Raw genomic sequence first — 17,692 nt, 5'->3', positions numbered from 1 at the left:
GTCAGCCCCCGGAGGTGTCCAGCTCGGCGTCCTCGCTCACGCCGGCGCAGTCGTACGGATCGTTCAACCAGCCCTCGGGCAGGACAACCCGGTTGTTTCCGGACGTCCGGCCGCGCGGACCGTCCGCACTCTCGGGCCACGGCTGATCCAGATCGAGCTCGCTCAGATGAGCGTCCAGTTCGGCCAGGGAGGAGGTGACCGCCAGCTTCCCCCGCATCTCGGACCCCACCGCGAAGCCCTTGAGGTACCAGGCCACGTGCTTACGGAAGTCGATCACCCCGCGCGCCTCGTCGCCGATCCACTCCCCCAGCAGCTGCGCGTGCCTGACCATCGTGGCCGCGACCTCGCGCAGCGTGGGCTTGTGGAAGTCCTCGGGCCTGCCCTCGAAGGCCGCCACCAGGTCGTTGAACAGCCACGGCCGCCCGAGGCAGCCGCGCCCCACGACGACGCCGTCGCAGCCCGTCTCGCGGACCATGCGCAGGGCGTCCTCCGCACACCAGATGTCGCCGTTGCCGAGCACCGGAATCTCCGGCACGTGCTCCTTGAGACGGGCGATGGCCTCCCAGTCGGCCGTCCCGCCGTAGTGCTGGGCGGTGGTGCGGCCGTGCAGGGCGATGGCGGTGACCCCTTCCTCGACGGCGATCCGGCCGGCGTCGAGGTAGGTGAGGTGATCGTCGTTGATGCCCTTGCGCATCTTCATCGTCACCGGCAGGTCGCCCGCGCCCGCGACGGCCTCGCGCAGGATCGCCCGCAGCAGGTTGCGCTTGTAGGGCAGGGCCGAGCCGCCGCCCTTGCGGGTGACCTTGGGGACGGGGCAGCCGAAGTTGAGGTCGATGTGGTCGGCGCGGTCCTCTTCGACGATCATCCGGACGGCCTTGCCGACCGTCACCGGGTCCACCCCGTACAGCTGAATCGAGCGCGGCTTTTCCGTCGCGTCGAAGTGGATCAGCTGCATGGTCTTGTCGTTGCGCTCGACCAGGGCGCGGGTCGTGATCATCTCGCTCACGAACAGCCCCTTGCCGCCCGAGAACTCGCGGCAGAGGGTGCGGAACGGGGCATTGGTGATGCCGGCCATCGGCGCGAGCACCACCGGGGGCTGCACGGTGTGCGGGCCGATCGCGAGCGGCGGGGGGAGCGTGGTCATCCCCCCATTGTCGCGCATGCCCTTGTTGTTAGTTAGACGTACTATCGGCGGCATGCATCACATGAGTCACCGGCGGCGCGTGCTCGTCCTGGCGATCTGCTGCATGAGCCTGCTCATCGTCAGTCTCGACAACACCGTCCTGAACGTCGCGCTCCCTTCGATGCGCCACGAACTGCACGCCTCGGTCTCGGGCATGCAGTGGACGATCGACGCGTACACCCTGGTCCTGGCCTCGCTGCTGATACTGGCCGGGTCCACGGCCGACCGGATCGGGCGCCGCAGGGTCTTCGCGGCGGGCCTGGTCCTCTTCACCGCGGGCTCGGCGCTCTGCTCGCTCGCCCCCACCCTCGAATGGCTGATCGCCTTCCGGATGGTCCAGGCCGTCGGCGGCTCGATGCTCAATCCGGTCGCCATGTCGATCATCACCAACACGTTCACGGACCCGAAGGAACGCGCCCGCGCCATCGGCGTCTGGGGTGCGGTGGTGGGCATCTCCATGGCCGCCGGGCCCCTGATCGGCGGCCTGCTGGTGGACTCCGTCGGCTGGCGGTCGATCTTCTGGGTGAACCTGCCCGTCGGCCTCCTCGCCCTCGCCCTGACCCTGCGCTACCTCCCCGAGTCCCGGGCCGAGCACCCCCGCCGGTCCGATCCGGTGGGCCAGCTGCTGGTCATGGTCCTGCTCGGCGCGATGACGTACGGGATCATCGAGGGCCCGGCGGCCGGCTGGACCTCCCCGGTCATCGTCGGCTGCGCCCTGGCCGCCGTGGCCGCGCTGACCGCGCTGATCGTCTACGAGCCCCGGCGCGCGGAGCCGCTGATCGACCCCCGGTTCTTCCGGAGCGCGCCGTTCAGCGGGGCGACGGTGATGGCGGTGAGCGCCTTCGCCGCGCTGTCCGGGTTCCTCTTCCTGAACACCCTCTACCTCCAGGACGTACGGGGGCTGGGCGCCCTCGACGCCGGGCTCTACATGCTGCCGATGGCCGTGCCGGCGTTCCTGTGCGCGCCGCTGGCCGGCCGGCTGGTCGCCACCCGGGGGCCGCGGCTCCCGCTGCTGATCGCGGGGGTGGCGATGGGGGCGAGCGGGCTGCTGTTCGCAGCGTTCTCGGCGGAGGGCTCCACCCCCCTGATGTTCGCCGGGTACGTGCTCTTCGGCATCGGCTTCGGCCTGGTCAACGCCCCGATCACCAATACGGCGATCTCCGGGATGCCGCGCGCCCAGGCGGGGGTCGCGGCCGCCGTGGCCTCCACCAGCCGGCAGACCGGCGGGGCGCTGGGCGTCGCGGTGATCGGCGCGGTGCTGGCGGCCGGGACGGCGGGCGGCGGGGACTTCGCGGCGGCCACCCGGCCCGCCTGGTGGATCATCACGGCCTGCGGGCTGCTGGTCCTGCTCGTGGGCGCGGCGACGACCGGCGCGTGGGCCGATGCCACGGCCCGGCGCACGGCCCGCGAGCTCGAACCGGCCCCCAGCCCCGCGGCGGCGGCCGCTCCCCCCATGGCCTGACGGGCCACCGGTCCGCGGCGGGACCGCGGGCGCTTCACACCGACGGGTGACAGATATTGAAATCTGTCACCCGTCATGCCATTGTTGTTCCATGACGACACACGAGAACACCACCGCCACCCCCCGCACGCTCGGCGCCACGGGCCCCACCGTCTTCCCCCTGGGGCTGGGCTGCATGGGCATGTCCGCGCTCTACGGCGAGGCCGACCGCTCCGAGTCCCTCGCGACCGTCCACGCCTTCCTCGAAGCGGCTCCCGCCGGGATGAACACGCTGCTCGACACCGGCGACTTCTACGGAATGGGCCACAACGAGCTGCTGATCAACGAAGCCCTGCGCACCGCCCCCGCGGCCGCCCGCGAGGCGGCGCTGACCAGCGTCAAGTTCGGAGCCCTGCGCACCGTCGAGGGCGGCTTCACCGGGTACGACGGCCGGCCCGCGGCCGTGAAGAACTTCCTGGCCTACTCCCTGCAGCGGCTCGGCCGGGACCACATCGACGTCTACCGGATCGCCCGCGTGGACCCGGACGTCCCGATCGAGGAAACCGTCGGGGCCATCGCCGAGGCCGTGCAGGCGGGACACGTACGGCACATCGGCCTCTCCGAGGTCGGCGCCGACACCCTGCGCCGGGCCGCCGCCGTGGCCCCGATCTCCGACCTCCAGATCGAGTACTCCCTGATCTCCCGCGGCATCGAGGACGAGATCCTGCCGACCGCCAGAGAACTCGGCATCGGGATCACGGCGTACGGGGTGCTCTCCCGCGGCTTGATCAGCGGCCACTTCTCCCGCGACCGCGAGCTGGCCCCGGGCGACTTCCGCGGGATGAGCCCCCGCTTCCAGGGCGAGAACCTCCAGCGCAACCTCGACCTGGTCGAGGTACTGCGCAAGGTGGCCGCGGAGAAGGGCGTGAGTGTCGCGCAGACCGCCATCGCCTGGGTGCTCGCCCAGGGGCCGCGCCACGGCGTCGACATCGTGCCGCTGGTCGGGGCCCGGCGCCGGGACCGGCTGGCGGAGGCACTCGGTGCCATGCGGGTGGAGCTGACCCCGGCGGACCTGGCGGCCGTCGAAGCGGCGGTCCCGGCGGGAGCGGCGGCCGGCGATCGCTACCCGGCGGCCCAGATGGCCCACCTGGACAGCGAGCACTGAGCGGGCGGTACGGTCGTACCCATGCCCTCCGCTGCCGCCGAGCCCCTGACCCCCGAGCGCATCCTCGAAACGACCGAGGAGGTGCTGCGGCGCTTCGGCCCGGGCAAGGCGACCGTGGTGGACGTGGCGCGCGCCCTGGGCGTCAGCCACGGCAGCGTGTACCGGCACTTCCCGTCGAAGGCGGCACTGCGCGAGGCCGTCACGGACCGCTGGCTCGCCAAGAGCGTGGTCGTGCTGGAGCGCATCGCCTCGGCTCCGGCCGAGGCGGCCCCCACCAAGCTGGAGACGTGGCTCGAAGCCCTCTTCGAGGCCAAGCGGAAGAAGGCCGGGGCGGATCCCGAGCTGTTCGCCACCTACACCGTGCTGCTGGCCGAGAACAGCGGGGTGGTCGACGCCCACCTGACCCAGCTCATCGACCAGCTGACACGGATCATCGCCGAGGGCGTCGCGGCCGGCACCCTGGCCGCTCCCGATGTCCCCGCGGCCGCCCGCGCCGTGTTCGACGCCACCGGGCGCTTCCACGATCCGCAGTACGCGGCCGACTGGATCTCGCCGACGATCGTGCCCGAGTTCGAGGCCGTCACCTCGCTCATCATCCGAGGCCTGCGCGCCTGACCTGGGACTCCGCTGTCCGGAACGAAACCCACCATCCGGAATGAAACCCTCCGGACGGCTTGGCGATCATTTTGGGTCAGCCAACTTGTACATGTCCCTGTCATTTCTTTACGGTCCCCTTACCGCACACTTCACCATGTACGTTCCAGGGGGAACCTTGTCCACCGACGTCTCACGTCCCGCACCTCCCGCGCGCTCCGGCGCGGCCGCCGCCGTCAGCTGGATCCTGACGATCGGCCTGAATGTGGTCGCGCCGATCCTCACGTACAACGCGCTCAAGGACCACGGCTGGAGCGAGTTCGCGGCGCTGCTCATCAGTGGCGCCTGGGCGGTTCTCGACACCGCCATCGTCGTGGCCTGGCGGCGCAAGCTCGACGAATTCGCCCTGGTCACCATCGTGTTCCTGGTGATCACCGCCGTCGTCTCACTCATCGGCGCCCACTCGGCGCGGGCCCTGCTGATCAAGGACTCGGGCGTGACGGGCCTGTTCGGGCTGCTCTGCCTGGCCACCCTGGCCACGGCCCGCCCGCTGATCTTCTACTTCGGCCGCAAGTTCGCCACGGACGGCACTCCGGAGAGCACCGCCTGGTGGAACGGCCTGTGGCAGTACGAGGGCTTCCGCACCACGATGCGCCGCATGACCCTGGTGTGGGGCGCCGCCTACGTCATCGAGGCCCTGGTCCGGATCGCCCTGGCCTTCGCCCTGAGCACCTCGACCATGGTGGTGATCAGCCCGTTCATGATCTACGGGACCATGATCGGCCTGGCGGTGTGGACGACCCGCTACGGCAAGCGCTCCCAGGCCGAGGGTGAGAGGCGGGCGGCCGAGGCGGCGGCGCAGGCGGCCGGGCAGCCGGCCGTGCAGACCGCCGGAGGAACCCCCGCGGCCTGACCCGCCGCGCAGGAACACACGAAAGCCGGTGGCCCGGTGCGCGGATCGCGCACCGGGCCACCGGCTTTCTCGCGTCGGGACCTAGCAGCCGAGCAGACGGCTGCCGAGGTAGCTCTGGATCTGGTCCAGGGAGACGCGCTCCTGCTTCATGGTGTCGCGCTCGCGCACGGTCACCGCGTTGTCGTCCAGGGTGTCGAAGTCGACGGTGACGCAGAACGGCGTACCGATCTCGTCCTGGCGACGGTAGCGGCGGCCGATGGCACCGGCGTCGTCGAACTCGATGTTCCAGTTCTTGCGCAGGTCGGCGGCCAGGCCCTTGGCCTTCGGCGACAGCGTCGCGTTGCGGGACAGCGGCAGGACGGCGACCTTGATGGGCGCCAGGCGCGGGTCGAGGCGCATGACGGTGCGCTTCTCCATGACGCCCTTGGCGTTGGGGGCCTCGTCCTCGTTGTACGCGTCGAGCATGAAGGCGAGCATGGCGCGGTTCACACCGGCCGCCGGCTCGATGACGTACGGCGTGTAACGCTCGCCGGCCTCCTGGTCGAAGTACGTCAGGTCCTGGCCGGAGGCGGCGGAGTGCGCCTTGAGGTCGAAGTCGGTGCGGTTGGCCACGCCCTCCAGCTCGGAGAACTCGTTGCCACCGAAGTTGAAGCGGTACTCGATGTCGGCGGTGCGCTTCGAGTAGTGGGACAGCTTCTCCTTCGGGTGCTCGTACCAGCGGATGTTCTCCTCGCGGATACCGAGGCCGCGGTACCAGTTCCACCGCTCGGCCATCCAGTACTCCTGCCACTGCTCGTCCTCGCCCGGCTTGACGAAGAACTCCATCTCCATCTGCTCGAACTCGCGCGTGCGGAAGATGAAGTTGCCCGGCGTGATCTCGTTGCGGAAGGACTTGCCCATCTGCGCGATGCCGAACGGGGGCTTCTTGCGCGAAGTCGTCTGCACGTGGGCGAAGTTGGTGAAGATGCCCTGGGCGGTCTCCGGGCGCAGGTATGCCTTGGAACCGGTGTCCTGGGTCGGGCCGAGGTGGGTCTCCAGCATGCCGGAGAACTGCTTGGGCTCGGTGAACTGGCCCTTCACGCCACAGTGGGGGCAGTTGACGTCGGCAAGGCCGTTGGCGGGCAGGCGGCCGTGCTTGGCCTCGTACGCCTCTTCCAGGTGGTCGGCACGCTGGCGCTTGTGGCAGGAGGTGCACTCGGTGAGCGGGTCGGAGAAGGTCGCGACGTGGCCGGAGGCCACCCACACCTCGGGGGCCAGGATCACGGAAGAGTCGAGGCCGACGACGTCCTCACGCCCGGTGACCATCGCCTTCCACCACTGGCGCTTGATGTTCTCCTTGAGCTCGACACCGAGCGGGCCGTAGTCCCAGGCAGCCCTGGAGCCGCCGTAGATGTCACTGCACGGGAAAACGAAGCCACGGCGCTTGCTCAGGCTGACGATGGTTTCGATCTTGTCGGCGGCCACGGTGCTCTCTTCATTACGAGGACGAACGGCGAAGTCTTTAGGTTACCGGCGCCCGCACCCCGCCTATCAAATCGGGGACCCCTTCTACGGAGGACGGCAGTCCGCTCACCGGGGCTTTTGACAATCGTTTCCATCTTTGATGAAAATGGATGTCATGAACGTACGACGCCTCATACCCACCGCCGCCCTCGCCGGTGCCGTCGCCCTGGCCGCGACGGCCCTCACCGCCTGCTCCGGAGCCGGAGCCCAGCCCGGTGACGACAAGGGCGGCAGACTGGGTGTGACGGCGTCGTTCTACCCGCTGCAGTTCCTCGCCGAGCAGATCGGCAAGGACCACGTGAAGGTCACGGGCCTCACCAAGCCGGGCGTCGAACCGCACGACCTGGAGATCACCCCCCGGCAGACCTCGCAGCTGGGCGACGCCGACGTGGTGCTCTACCTCAAGACCCTCCAGCCCGCCGTGGACAAGGCCGTCGAGCTGTCCGGCGCGAAGAACGTCGTCGACGCCGCCACCCTCACCAAGCTGGAGACCCACTCCGCCGCCGGGCACGAGGGCCACGACCACGCGGCCGAGGGCGAGGACGACGGGCACGACCACGGGCACGACCACGGCGAGGCCGGAACCGACCCCCACGTGTGGCTGGACCCCGTCAAGTACGCGGAGATCGCCCAGGGCGTCGGCGCCGCACTGGAGAAGGCCGACCCCTCCAACGCGGCCGACTACCGCAAGAACGCCGGTGAACTCGTCGCCAAGCTGGGCGCCCTGGACACCGAGTTCAAGGACGGCCTGCAGAACACGGCCACCAAGACCTTCATCGCCACGCACTCCGCCTTCGGCTACCTCGCCGAGCGCTACGGCCTGCACCAGGAGGGCATCTCCGGCGTCGACCCCGAGGCCGAGCCCAGCCCGGCCCGGATGAAGGAACTCCAGGCCGTCGCGAAGAAGGACAATGTGACGACCGTGTTCTTCGAGGCCCTGGCCAGCGACAAGACGGCCAAGGCCCTCGCCCGGGACACCGGCCTCAAGACCGATGTCCTGGACCCCCTCGAAGGCATCACCGACTCGTCCCAGGGCGCCGACTACTTCGAGGTCATGCGCTCCAACCTGAAGAACCTGCAGAAGGCACTCGGGAGCAAGTAATGGCAGTAACGGAGGCGCGCACCATGCAGTCCACGCCGCAAGAGGGCCAGGACCGGACCGTCATATCCCTGCGCGGGGCCACGGCCTCGCTCGGCTCGCGCCCCGTGCTGCGCGGGGTCGACCTCACCGTGCACCGGGGTGAGGTCGTCGCCCTGCTCGGCGCCAACGGCTCGGGCAAGTCCACGGCCGTCCGCGCCGTCGTCGGCCAGGTCCCCCTGACCTCCGGCGAGCTGTCCCTCTTCGGCACCGACTTCAAGCGCTTCCGCCAGTGGTCGCGGATCGGCTACGTCCCCCAGCGGACCACCGCCGCCGGGGGCGTACCCGCCACCGTCCGCGAGGTCGTCTCCTCCGGCCGGCTGACCCGCACCCGCTTCGGGATCCTGCGCAGGGCCGACAAGGCCGCCGTCGAGCACGCCCTGTCCCTGGTGGACATGGAGGGCCACGCCGACGCCTCGGTCAACGCCCTCTCCGGCGGCCAGCACCAGCGCGTGCTCATAGCCCGGGCGCTCGCCGCCGAACCCGAACTCCTGATCATGGACGAGCCGATGGCCGGCGTGGACCTGGGCAACCAGGAGGTCCTGGCCAACGCCGTACGCCGCCAGGTCGAGGCCGGGACCACCGTCCTGCTGGTCCTGCACGAGCTGGGTCCCCTGGAACCCCTGATCGACCGGGCGGTCGTACTGCGCGACGGCTGCGTCACGCATGACGGCCCGCCCCCCGAGGCCGTGGGGCAGCACGCCCTGCCGGGCCACGACCACGTACACCCCCACTCGGCGCACGACGCCGAACCCCTGCGGACGGGACTGCTGAGCTGATGGGCTTCCTCAACGACCCCTTCATGGTGCGCGCGCTGATCGCCGCCGCACTGGTCGGCGTGACGGCGCCCGCGATCGGCACGTACCTGGTCCAGCGCCGCCAGGCGATCATGGGCGACGGCCTCGGCCACGTCGCGATGACCGGTGTCGCGCTCGGCCTCGTCACCAACACCAGCCCGGTGTGGATGGCCACCCTCGTGGCGGTCGTCGGCGCCGTCGCGATGGAGATGATCCGTTCCCGCGGCAGGACCAGCGGCGACGTCGCCCTGTCGCTGCTGTTCTACGGCGGCCTGGCGGGCGGCGTGATGATCGTGAACCTCGGCGGCAGCTCCACCGCGAAGCTCCTGGGCCCCATGTTCGGCTCGATCACCGCCGTCGCGCCCGAGGACGTCACCGCGATGGCGCTCCTCGCCGCCTTCGTCCTCGCCGTCGCCCTCGGCCTGCGCCGACAGCTCTTCGCCGTCTGCCAGGACGAGGAGTTCGCCAAGGTCACCGGCCTGCCGGTGCGCCTGCTGAACCTGCTGATCGCGGTCACCGCCGCCGTCACCGTGACGGTCGCCATGCGCATCGTGGGACTGCTGCTGGTCAGCGCCATGATGGTGATCCCGGTCGCGGCCGCGCAGCGGATCACCCGGGGCTTCGCCGCCACGCTGGGGCTGGCCATCGGCATCAGCCTCACCGTCTCCCTGGTCGGCACGACCGCCACGTACTACCTCAACGCGCCGTCCGGCGCCGCGATCGTGCTGCTCGCCATCGCGGTGTTCATGGCCCTGACGGCCGTCTCGGCGCCCCTGGCCCGGCGCCGCGCGGCGTCCGCCCGCGCGGCGGAGGAGGTCTGTACGCGGGATGACGTGACAGTCTGAGAGGGACGGCCGCCTGGCACAATGGGCCGAGGCCGAAACGAGGAGGAACCGGTGGCGACTGCGCCTGGCGAGACGAATACCGCGCCAGTACGAGGACGGTCCACCCGGCAGCGGGCCGCAGTGGCGGCGGCGCTGGACGAGGTGGACGAGTTCCGCAGCGCCCAGGAGCTGCACGACATGCTCAAGCACCGCGGCGACTCCGTGGGCCTGACCACCGTGTACCGCACCCTGCAGTCCCTGGCCGACGCGGGCGAGGTCGACGTGCTGCGCACCAGCGACGGCGAGTCCGTGTACCGGCGCTGCTCCACCGGGGAGCACCACCACCACCTGGTCTGCCGCAAGTGCGGCAAGGCGGTGGAGGTCGAGGGCCCCGCCGTGGAGAAGTGGGCGGACGCCATCGCGGCCGAACACGGCTACGTGAACGTGGCCCACACCGTCGAGATCTTCGGCACCTGCGCCGACTGCGCGGCGGCCGGCTGACCGATCCTGGTCAGGATCCGGCCGAAGACCGATCGGATCCGGTCGACATCGGCCGGATCCGAAAGGCGAGCCCTGTCTGCCGCTCCTGCCGCCCGCCTGCGCGCCCTCCGGACGGCGGGCGCGGTGACGCGGCTCCACCGCCCGGTCGGGGCGTGTCCGTGGCGGCGGAGCCCGGCCGACCGGTCAGCCCGTGGAGCCCTCGGACTGGTTCGGGACGGCGCCGCCGAAGCGGCGGTCGCGCTGGGCGTACTCCAGGCAGGCCGCCCAGAGGTTGCGGCGGTCGAAGTCCGGCCACAGCACGTCCTGGAAGACCATCTCGGCGTACGCGCTCTGCCAGAGCAGGTAGTTGGAGGTGCGCTGCTCGCCGCTGGGACGCAGGAACAGGTCCACGTCCGGCATGTCCGGGTAGTAGATGTACTTCGCGAAGGTCTTCTCGTTGACCTTCGACGGGTCCAGCCGGCCGGCGGCCACGTCACGGGCGATCGCCTGCGCCGCGTCGGCGATCTCCGCGCGGCCACCGTAGTTCACGCAGAAGTACAGGGTCATCGCGTCGTTGTCGACGGTCTGCTCCTGGGCGATCTGGAGCTCCTGGACGACGGACTTCCACATCTTCGGCATGCGGCCGACCCAGCGGATCCGGATGCCGAGCTCGTTCATCTCGTCGCGGCGGCGGCGGATGACGTCGCGGTTGAAGTTCATCAGGAAGCGGACCTCGTCGGGCGAGCGCTTCCAGTTCTCCGTCGAGAAGGCGTACAGGGACAGGTTCTTGACGCCCATCTCCAGGCAGCCCTTGAGCACGTCGAGCACGACGCCCTCGCCCACCTTGTGGCCCTCGGTGCGCGGCAGGCCGCGCTCCTTGGCCCAGCGGCCGTTGCCGTCCATGACGACGGCGACGTGGTTCGGGACCAGCTCACCGGGGATCTTCGGCGGGCGCGCACCGGACGGGTGCGGCTCGGGAACCTTGTACTCGCGGCGAGAGCGTCCCAGAATCCCGCGTCGTGCCATGTGCCCAGCTCCTATTTCTCGACGTAACGCAGGGAGCGTAGCCCGCGCTCCAGATGCCAGTGCAAATAGGCCGAGACCAGCCCGCTGCCCTCCCGCACGTGGCGCGCCTCGCAGGCGTCCGCGTGTTTCCAGTCGCCCGTCAGCAGCGCGCTGAGCAGTGCGATGGCCTCCGACGAGGGTACGACGGAGCCGGGGACGCGGCAGTCTCCGCATATGACCCCGCCCGCGGCGACGGAGAAGTGCCGGTTGGGGCCGTGGATCCCGCACTTCGCGCAGTCCTCGAAGCTGGGCGCGTAGCCGTTGACGGCGAGGGAGCGCAGCAGGAAGGCGTCGAGGATGAGGTGCGGTTCGTGTTCGCCGCGCGCGAGCGTGCGCAGGGCGCCGACCAGCAGCAGGTACTGCTGGACGGAGGGTTCGCCCTCGTTCTCGGTGAAGCGTTCGGCGGTCTCCAGCATCGCGGTGCCGGCGGTGTACCGGGCGTAGTCGGTGACGATGCCGTTGCCGTAGGGGGCGATGATCTCGGTCTGGGTGCACAGCGGCAGGCTGCGGCCGATGAGCTCGCTGCCGCGGGCGAAGAACTGCACGTCGGCGTGGGAGAAAGGTTCCAGCCCGGCGCCGAACTTGGACTTCGTACGGCGCACCCCGCGTGCGACGGCCCGTACGCGGCCGTGACCGCGGGTGAGCAGGGTGATGATGCGGTCCGCCTCACCCAGCTTCTGGGTGCGCAGCACGATGCCGTCGTCGCGGAACAGACTCATGCGCCCATTGTCACCTGTACGGAACCCCGTACGGGGACGGCGGCGTGCGGCGGCGCCCCCGCCCGCGGGGAACAGCGCTCGTCCCCGCCCGGACCGCGGTCCGGGCGGGGACGGCACCCCTTGGGAGGATCAGGAGGATCAGGAGGTGGTGGTTCCGGCTCCGTCGGCCTTCTCGGCCCCGGCCGGGGCCGCCACCGGCTGTGCGGGCAGCTCGACCGGCGGGGCCGGCTTGGCGGCCGGCTCGGCGACCGCCTCGGCCGGCTCGACGGCCGGCGGGGCGGCCTGCCCGGCGGCCGGCTCGGCCTGCGGCGCGGACCCGGCGTCGTCCTTGGCCAGGCCGTTGAAGACCAGGTTGAGGAGGATCGCGGCCGTGGCACCGAGGGTGACACCGCTGTTGAGGAGCGAGGAGACGTCCGGGCTGACGTGCTTGTCGAAGTAGGCCGGAACCGTGGCGGGGAAGAGGGCGAAGGCCAGCGAGACGCCGACGATCAGGGCGTTCTTCTCCTCCTTCAGGTCCACCTTGGCGAGGGTCTGGATACCGGCCAGAGCGACCATGCCGAACATCACGGTGGCGGCGCCGCCGAGGACGCCCGGCGGGACGGAGGCGACGATCGCGGCGGCCTTGGGGATCAGGCCGAGCACGATCATGAAGGCGCCTGCGGCCACGACCACGAAGCGGCTCTTGACCTTGGTCATCCGCACCAGGCCGACGTTCTCGGCGAAGGCCACGTACGGGAAGGAGTTCAGGATGCCGCCGAGGGCGGTGGCGGCGCCGTCGGCGCGCAGGGCGCGGGCCACGGTCTCGCTGTCGACCTCCTTGCCGACGATGTCGCCGACCGCGTACGTGTCGCCGGTGGTCTCGACCATGGTGATCAGCATGACGATCAGCATGAGGAGGATCGGGAACCATTCGAACTTCGGGGCCCCGAAGTGGAAGGGCGTGGTGACGCCGATCCAGTCGGACCGGCCGACGCTGCCGAACTTCGCGTCCCCGAGCAGGAAGGCCGCCACCGTGCCGCCGACCAGGCCGAGCAGGATGCTGATGCTGCGCAGGAACGGTCCGCCGAACTTCATCAGGACGAGGATGAAGAGCATGGTGCCGCCGGCGTAGGCCAGCTGCGTCGGGACGCCGCCGTCGGCGATCGTCGGGGCTCCGCCGGCCGCGTCCTTGAGGCCGACCGGGATCAGGACGATGCCGAGGACCGTGATGACCGTGCCGGTGACCACCGGCGGGAAGAGCCGCATGACGGCGCGGAAGGCCTTGGCGGGCAGCCAGGCGAAGGCGAAGGTGGCCAGACCGGCCGTGATGACCGCGCCGTAGATCACCAGCAGGGCCGCGGTCCCGCCGCCGGCGCCGAGACCGATGGCGATCATCGGCGAGACCGCCGTGAAGGTCACGCCCTGGATCAGCGGGAGCCGCGCGCCGACGCGGCCGATGCCCCAGGCCTGGATGATCGAGGCGATACCGCAGGTGAAGAGGTCCGCGTTGATCAGGTAGACCAGCTGTTCCGGGCTCAGCTTGAGTGCGCTGCCGACGATGATCGGGACGATCACCGCACCGGCGTAGAAGGCGAGTACGTGCTGGAAGCCGTACAGCGCGAGCTTGGGGAGGGGGAGCACCTCGTCGACCGGGTGCGAGCTCTGCTCTCCGTTGGCGGAAAGCCGGGCGGCGACACGTGCCATCTCTGCCTTGCCCTTCAATGAGGTAGGTGATGGAGAGGAAGCTGGTTGTCCCTGGTCGGAGTGGGTCGCTAACCCGTTGGTCCGCCGGGGTCTTCAGGGGGAACACGGAGATCGAAGCCCCGCTGTGTTTCCGGCGGTGTCTCGTCGTGTGACCGGAATTGAACGCCTGTGGGCGCGCTCACAGATATCGTCGACTTCCACAAAGTGTTGACGTCCAGGGACATTCGATCTGGAGGTTCCGCCAGTGGCGCGAGCGGGGCGAGGGGCGTATGGCTCCGGGCCCCGAAAACGCCCGCTCCGGCTGTGCGGCGGCGAAGCGCCACGGCTCTGACGTGCCCGGACATTCCGCGAGGGGCGTCGACCCGGCAAAGGGGAGCGCATGATTTCGGCCGTCCACATGCTGGATGGCCGGATAGGGAGGGGGCACTTCCACCCCGTTGCACGGATCCCGTGGGGCCCCGGTTCACCGCCGTAAGGCCGGATCGTTACCTCGTTCCGGGCCGCCGGGGCCGCCGCGGGGCCCTCGCCCGGGCCCGGCCGCGGGGTCCCGACCGGGCCCGGGACGCGCCGGGGCCCGGCGGGCGACTGCCCCGCCGGGCCCCGATCCGCCCGCGCGCGCGTCGTCTAGGGCGCCCGCACCGCCGACAGCAGCCGGGCCACCTCCTGCGCGTCCATGCGCAGCGCGGCACCGACGGTGGCCAGCACCTCGCGCTCGGCGGGGATGTACGGCCCGTCCGCGAGGGCGATCCGGGCACCCTGGAGCAGGATCGATTCGCGGCCCGGTCCGGCCAGGTGCGGAGCCAGCGGTTCCAGCGCCTCGTGGAGCTCTATCGACAGGGCCGCCCCGCAGCACTCGGGCCCGTCGTAGAGCCCGAGCCGGCCCTCGTCGGTGGCCAGGGCCTCCACCATGGACTCCAGCTGCTCCTCCGTGCAGTCCTGGAACCCGGCGGCCCGTACGGCCGTCACGGCGGCCTCCAGCGCGCTGCGCGAGGAGGTGCCGCCGGCCGCCAGTACGGCGAGGGCCACCGTGTGCGCGGCGTCGCGCAGCAGCGCGGAGAAACGGGTGGTGGTGAGGTGGTCGAGCACCTCGGTGCCGAAGCGGTCCCGGCAGGCCTGGCACTCGACGACGGGGCCCGCGTCCCCGCGCGGCAGCAGCGGCACTCCGAGCACGGTGAAGCGGCGGCGCCCGGTGCGCCGGCGGTAGTTGCGGTCACCGCCGCAGCCGGGGCAGAAGAACTCCCCGTCGCCCACGGTGCTCCAGGTGGTACGGATGCCCCAGGCCGTCAGCTTCCGGCCGTCCCCACCCCGAACTGGCAGCACGTCGCACCTCCGTCACCTTCCGGCAGCACCGCCGGGTTGGCGTGATGTTAGCCACATCGGTGAGGATGCGTCAGCCGTGTGACAAGACAACATCGGGCGGGGGCGCGCAGTTGGCCGAGTTGCGCCCCCGCCGCCGTGTGCGCCCCCCGGGCCCTTCCCGCAGTCCCTACCCTCGGCGCCATGAACGAGAAGTCCTGTCTGGTCACCGGTGCCGCGAGCGGCATCGGCCGGGCCACGTCCCTGCTTCTGGCCCGCTCGGGGGCCCTGCTGACCGCCGCCGACGTCAACGCCCCGGGCCTGGAGGCCCTGCGCGCGGAACTGGCCGCCGAGGGCCGGAGCATCACCGTCGTCACCGGTGACGTGTCCGATCCCGGGGCCAACCGCGCGATGGTCGCGGCGGCGGTCGGCGCCTACGGCCGCCTCGACGTCGCCGTGGCGAACGCCGGGGTGCTCCCCCTTTCGGACGTACGGGAGACCAGTCCCGAGGACTGGGACCACGTGATGGCCGTCGACGGCCGGGGAATGTTCCTGACCTGCAAGTACGCGATCGAGGCGATGACCGCGCAGCCCCGTCCCGGCGGGGCGCTGGTGTGCGTGTCCTCGATCTCCGGAGTGGCCGGGCAGGCGCGCCAGGCGGCGTACGGGCCCGCGAAGTTCGTGGCCTCCGGGCTGACCAAGCACCTGGCGGTGGAGTGGGCCGCGCACGGGATCCGCGTCAACGCGGTGGCACCCGGAACCATCCTCACGGAGCGGGTGCTGGCGCTGGAGGGCGAGCCGGGCGGGCCGGAGTACCTGGCCGAGGTGACCGCCGCCCATCCGATGGGGCGGCTCGGCGAGCCGGAGGAGGTGGCCCGGGTCATCGCGTTCCTCGCCTCGGACGCGGCCTCCTTCGTGACGGGCGCGGTGCTCCCGGTCGACGGCGGCTACCTGGCCCGCTGAGGGGCCCGTACGGCTCCCCGGAACGGCGGAACCCCGCCCCCTGCCGTGCGGCGGGGGGCGGGGTTCTCGTACGGGGGTCGTACGGGGCGTCAGCGGCCCGCGCGGTTGACGGCGGAGATGACCGCCTTCAGGGAGGCGCGGGTGGTGTTGGCGTCGATGCCGATGCCCCACAGGACGCGGCCGTCGATCGCGCACTCGATGTACGAGGCGGCCACGGCGGAGGCGCCCTCGCTCATCGTGTGCTCGGTGTAGTCCAGCAGGCGGGCGTCGACGCCGATGCCGGCCAGCGCGTCGAAGAAGGCCGAGATCGGACCGTTGCCGGTGCCGTTCAGGACCGTCTCCACGCCGTCCACGACCGCCTCGACGGTCAGCGTGTCCGTGCCGTCCTTGTCGGTGGCGGTCGAACCGGAGCGCAGCTGGATGCGGCCCCACGGGTTCTCGGGGTTGGGCAGGTACTCGTCGGAGAACACGTCCCAGATCGCCTTCGGCGTGACCTCGCCGCCCTCGGCGTCGGTCTTGGCCTGGATGATCCGCGAGAACTCGATCTGCATGCGGCGCGGCAGGTCCAGCTTGTGGTCGTTCTTCAGGACGTAGGCGATGCCGCCCTTGCCGGACTGCGAGTTGACGCGGATGACCGCCTCGTAGGAGCGGCCGACGTCCTTCGGGTCGATGGGCAGGTACGGAACGGCCCACTCGATGTCGTCGACGGTCTTGCCCCGGGCGGCCGCGTCGGCCTCCATGGCGTCGAAGCCCTTCTTGATGGCGTCCTGGTGGGAGCCGGAGAAGGCGGTGTAGACCAGGTCGCCCGCGTAGGGGTGGCGCGGGTGGACCTCCATCTGGTTGCAGTACTCGCTGGTGCGACGGATCTCGTCGATCTGCGAGAAGTCGATCTGCGGGTCGATGCCCTGGGAGAACAGGTTCATGCCCAGCGTGATCAGGTCGACGTTGCCGGTGCGCTCGCCCTGACCGAACAGGCAGCCCTCGATGCGGTCGGCGCCGGCCATCAGGGCCAGCTCGGCGGCGGCGACGGCGGTGCCGCGGTCGTTGTGGGGGTGCACGGAAATGCAGACGTGCTCGCGGCGGGTCAGGTTGCGGGCCATCCACTCGAAGCGGTCCGCGTGGGTGGAGGGCGTCGAGCGCTCCACGGTGGCGGGCAGGTTCAGGATGATCTCGCGGCCCTCGGCCGGCTGCCAGACGTCACAGACGGCCTCGCAGACCTCCAGGGCGAAGTCCAGCTCGGTGTCGGTGAAGATCTCCGGACTGTACTGGTAGCCGAAGGTCGTCTCCGGGCCCAGCAGCTTCTCGGCGTACTCCATGACCAGGCGGGTGCCGTCGACGGCGATCTGCTTGATCTGCTCCTTCGAGCCGCGGAAGACCACGCGGCGGAAGGTGGGGGCGGTGGCGTTGTACAGGTGTACGGTGGCGCGCTTGGCGCCGACCAGGGACTCCACGGTCCGCTCGATCAGGTCCTCGCGGGCCTGGGTCAGTACGGAGATGGTGACGTCGTCCGGGACCGCGCCCTCTTCGATGATGGAGCGCACGAAGGCGAAGTCGGTCTCGCCGGAGGAGGGGAAGCCGACCTCGATCTCCTTGTAGCCCATGCGCACCAGCAGGTCGAACATCTCGCGCTTGCGGGCGGGGGTCATCGGGTCGATCAGCGACTGGTTGCCGTCGCGCAGGTCGGTCGAGAGCCAGCGGGGGGCCTTGGTGACGCGGGCGTCCGGCCAGGTGCGGTCGGGGATGTCGACCTGCTCGTACCGGCCGTACTTGTGGATCGGCATCCCGGAGGGCTTCTGGGAGTGGGTCGCGTTGGTGATGGGCGTGGGGCGACCGACAAAAGGCTGCTGGCTCATGGCGTTGGGCTCCTCGCGTGTCCGCGTAGTTCGCTGGGACGGCCGACGGCGGTAGTGAAAACCGCAACACCAAAC

The 17,692-nt window shown here is 70.7% G+C and carries 16 protein-coding genes; 9 read left to right on the top strand and 7 right to left on the bottom strand.

What is annotated here, in order from left to right; all coding sequences use genetic code 11:
* Nucleotide 1 precedes the first annotated feature (1 nt).
* Entirely contained in the window at nt 2-1,162 is a 1,161-nt protein-coding gene (gene dusB / locus OG295_RS23315; protein ID WP_371678620.1) for a tRNA dihydrouridine synthase DusB, read from the bottom strand.
* 34 nt (nt 1,163-1,196) lie between these two features.
* Between dusB and OG295_RS23310 the strand changes: the two genes are divergently transcribed.
* The 4 genes from OG295_RS23310 to OG295_RS23295 all read left to right on the top strand — a co-directional run bounded on the left by OG295_RS23310 (nt 1,197) and on the right by OG295_RS23295 (nt 5,296).
* Nucleotides 1,197-2,645 carry an MFS transporter gene (locus OG295_RS23310; RefSeq protein WP_371678619.1) on the top strand — a complete coding sequence of 483 codons (1,449 nt, stop codon included), beginning with the start codon at nt 1,197-1,199 and terminating at the stop codon, nt 2,643-2,645.
* Nucleotides 2,646-2,736: 91 nt separating this feature from the next.
* A complete protein-coding gene (locus OG295_RS23305) occupies nt 2,737-3,789 on the top strand; it encodes an aldo/keto reductase (protein ID WP_371678618.1) in 1,053 nt (350 codons plus the stop codon).
* Between the two features lie 21 nt (nt 3,790-3,810).
* Nucleotides 3,811-4,404, top strand: coding sequence for a TetR family transcriptional regulator (locus OG295_RS23300; RefSeq protein ID WP_371678617.1), 594 nt, complete (start codon nt 3,811-3,813; stop codon nt 4,402-4,404).
* A gap of 157 nt (nt 4,405-4,561) precedes the next feature.
* Nucleotides 4,562-5,296 (top strand): VC0807 family protein, encoded by a 735-nt coding sequence (locus OG295_RS23295; RefSeq protein WP_371678616.1) that lies wholly within the window; start codon nt 4,562-4,564, stop codon nt 5,294-5,296.
* Nucleotides 5,297-5,377: 81 nt separating this feature from the next.
* Here the strand turns inward: OG295_RS23295 and OG295_RS23290 are convergent, their stop codons facing one another.
* A complete protein-coding gene (locus tag OG295_RS23290) occupies nt 5,378-6,760 on the bottom strand; it encodes a glycine--tRNA ligase (protein ID WP_371678615.1) in 1,383 nt (460 codons plus the stop codon).
* A 154-nt stretch (nt 6,761-6,914) separates the two neighbouring features.
* On the opposite strand from OG295_RS23290, the gene OG295_RS23285 reads away from it, so the two are divergent.
* Genes OG295_RS23285 through OG295_RS23270 form a run of 4 tightly spaced genes read left to right on the top strand, consistent with a single transcriptional unit; the run spans nt 6,915 to nt 10,059 of the window.
* Nucleotides 6,915-7,901 carry a metal ABC transporter substrate-binding protein gene (locus OG295_RS23285; protein ID WP_371678614.1) on the top strand — a complete coding sequence of 329 codons (987 nt, stop codon included), beginning with the start codon at nt 6,915-6,917 and terminating at the stop codon, nt 7,899-7,901.
* The gene (locus OG295_RS23280; protein ID WP_371678613.1) at nt 7,901-8,716 is read left to right on the top strand and encodes a metal ABC transporter ATP-binding protein; all 816 of its coding nucleotides are present in this window, start codon (nt 7,901-7,903) and stop codon (nt 8,714-8,716) included. Before OG295_RS23285 ends, OG295_RS23280 begins: the two co-directional genes overlap by 1 nt.
* Complete coding sequence (locus OG295_RS23275) at nt 8,716-9,579, top strand: metal ABC transporter permease (protein ID WP_371678612.1); 864 nt, start codon at nt 8,716-8,718, stop codon at nt 9,577-9,579. Before OG295_RS23280 ends, OG295_RS23275 begins: the two co-directional genes overlap by 1 nt.
* 51 nt (nt 9,580-9,630) lie before the next feature.
* Complete coding sequence (locus OG295_RS23270) at nt 9,631-10,059, top strand: transcriptional repressor (protein WP_266838918.1); 429 nt, start codon at nt 9,631-9,633, stop codon at nt 10,057-10,059.
* A 183-nt stretch (nt 10,060-10,242) separates the two neighbouring features.
* On the opposite strand, the gene OG295_RS23265 is transcribed toward OG295_RS23270, so the two are convergent.
* From OG295_RS23265 to OG295_RS23250, 4 genes are all read right to left on the bottom strand, one after another.
* Nucleotides 10,243-11,064 carry an isoprenyl transferase gene (locus OG295_RS23265; RefSeq protein WP_371678610.1) on the bottom strand — a complete coding sequence of 274 codons (822 nt, stop codon included), beginning with the start codon at nt 11,062-11,064 and terminating at the stop codon, nt 10,243-10,245.
* Between the two features lie 11 nt (nt 11,065-11,075).
* Entirely contained in the window at nt 11,076-11,822 is a 747-nt protein-coding gene (recO, locus tag OG295_RS23260; RefSeq protein WP_280917620.1) for a DNA repair protein RecO, read from the bottom strand.
* A gap of 138 nt (nt 11,823-11,960) precedes the next feature.
* Nucleotides 11,961-13,505, bottom strand: coding sequence for a nucleobase:cation symporter-2 family protein (locus OG295_RS23255; RefSeq protein WP_371678608.1), 1,545 nt, complete (start codon nt 13,503-13,505; stop codon nt 11,961-11,963).
* A 624-nt stretch (nt 13,506-14,129) separates the two neighbouring features.
* Nucleotides 14,130-14,825, bottom strand: coding sequence for a TerB family tellurite resistance protein (locus OG295_RS23250; protein ID WP_266838922.1), 696 nt, complete (start codon nt 14,823-14,825; stop codon nt 14,130-14,132).
* Between the two features lie 180 nt (nt 14,826-15,005).
* Between OG295_RS23250 and OG295_RS23245 the strand changes: the two genes are divergently transcribed.
* On the top strand, nt 15,006-15,764 hold the full coding sequence (locus OG295_RS23245) for an SDR family NAD(P)-dependent oxidoreductase (RefSeq protein WP_371678607.1): 759 nt from the start codon (nt 15,006-15,008) through the stop codon (nt 15,762-15,764).
* A gap of 89 nt (nt 15,765-15,853) precedes the next feature.
* On the opposite strand, the gene leuA is transcribed toward OG295_RS23245, so the two are convergent.
* On the bottom strand, nt 15,854-17,617 hold the full coding sequence (leuA, locus tag OG295_RS23240; protein ID WP_371678606.1) for a 2-isopropylmalate synthase: 1,764 nt from the start codon (nt 17,615-17,617) through the stop codon (nt 15,854-15,856).
* Nucleotides 17,618-17,692 lie beyond the last annotated feature (75 nt).

This window comes from Streptomyces sp. NBC_01276 (genome assembly GCF_041435355.1).
In the GTDB taxonomy this organism is placed as follows: domain Bacteria; phylum Actinomycetota; class Actinomycetes; order Streptomycetales; family Streptomycetaceae; genus Streptomyces.
Note: the sequence above shows the minus strand (reverse complement) of the source record. Positions and strands in the feature narration are given on the sequence as shown.

Coding starts and splice junctions, on each gene's coding strand:
- OG295_RS23275 (WP_371678612.1), top strand. CDS start 8,716: ATGGGCTTCCTCAACGACCCCTTCATGGTGCGCGCGCTGATCGCCGCC.
- dusB (WP_371678620.1), bottom strand. CDS start 1,162: ATGCGCGACAATGGGGGGATGACCACGCTCCCCCCGCCGCTCGCGATC.
- OG295_RS23280 (WP_371678613.1), top strand. CDS start 7,901: ATGGCAGTAACGGAGGCGCGCACCATGCAGTCCACGCCGCAAGAGGGC.
- leuA (WP_371678606.1), bottom strand. CDS start 17,617: ATGAGCCAGCAGCCTTTTGTCGGTCGCCCCACGCCCATCACCAACGCG.
- OG295_RS23255 (WP_371678608.1), bottom strand. CDS start 13,505: ATGGCACGTGTCGCCGCCCGGCTTTCCGCCAACGGAGAGCAGAGCTCG.
- OG295_RS23285 (WP_371678614.1), top strand. CDS start 6,915: ATGAACGTACGACGCCTCATACCCACCGCCGCCCTCGCCGGTGCCGTC.
- OG295_RS23310 (WP_371678619.1), top strand. CDS start 1,197: ATGCATCACATGAGTCACCGGCGGCGCGTGCTCGTCCTGGCGATCTGC.
- OG295_RS23245 (WP_371678607.1), top strand. CDS start 15,006: ATGAACGAGAAGTCCTGTCTGGTCACCGGTGCCGCGAGCGGCATCGGC.
- OG295_RS23300 (WP_371678617.1), top strand. CDS start 3,811: ATGCCCTCCGCTGCCGCCGAGCCCCTGACCCCCGAGCGCATCCTCGAA.
- OG295_RS23305 (WP_371678618.1), top strand. CDS start 2,737: ATGACGACACACGAGAACACCACCGCCACCCCCCGCACGCTCGGCGCC.
- recO (WP_280917620.1), bottom strand. CDS start 11,822: ATGAGTCTGTTCCGCGACGACGGCATCGTGCTGCGCACCCAGAAGCTG.
- OG295_RS23265 (WP_371678610.1), bottom strand. CDS start 11,064: ATGGCACGACGCGGGATTCTGGGACGCTCTCGCCGCGAGTACAAGGTT.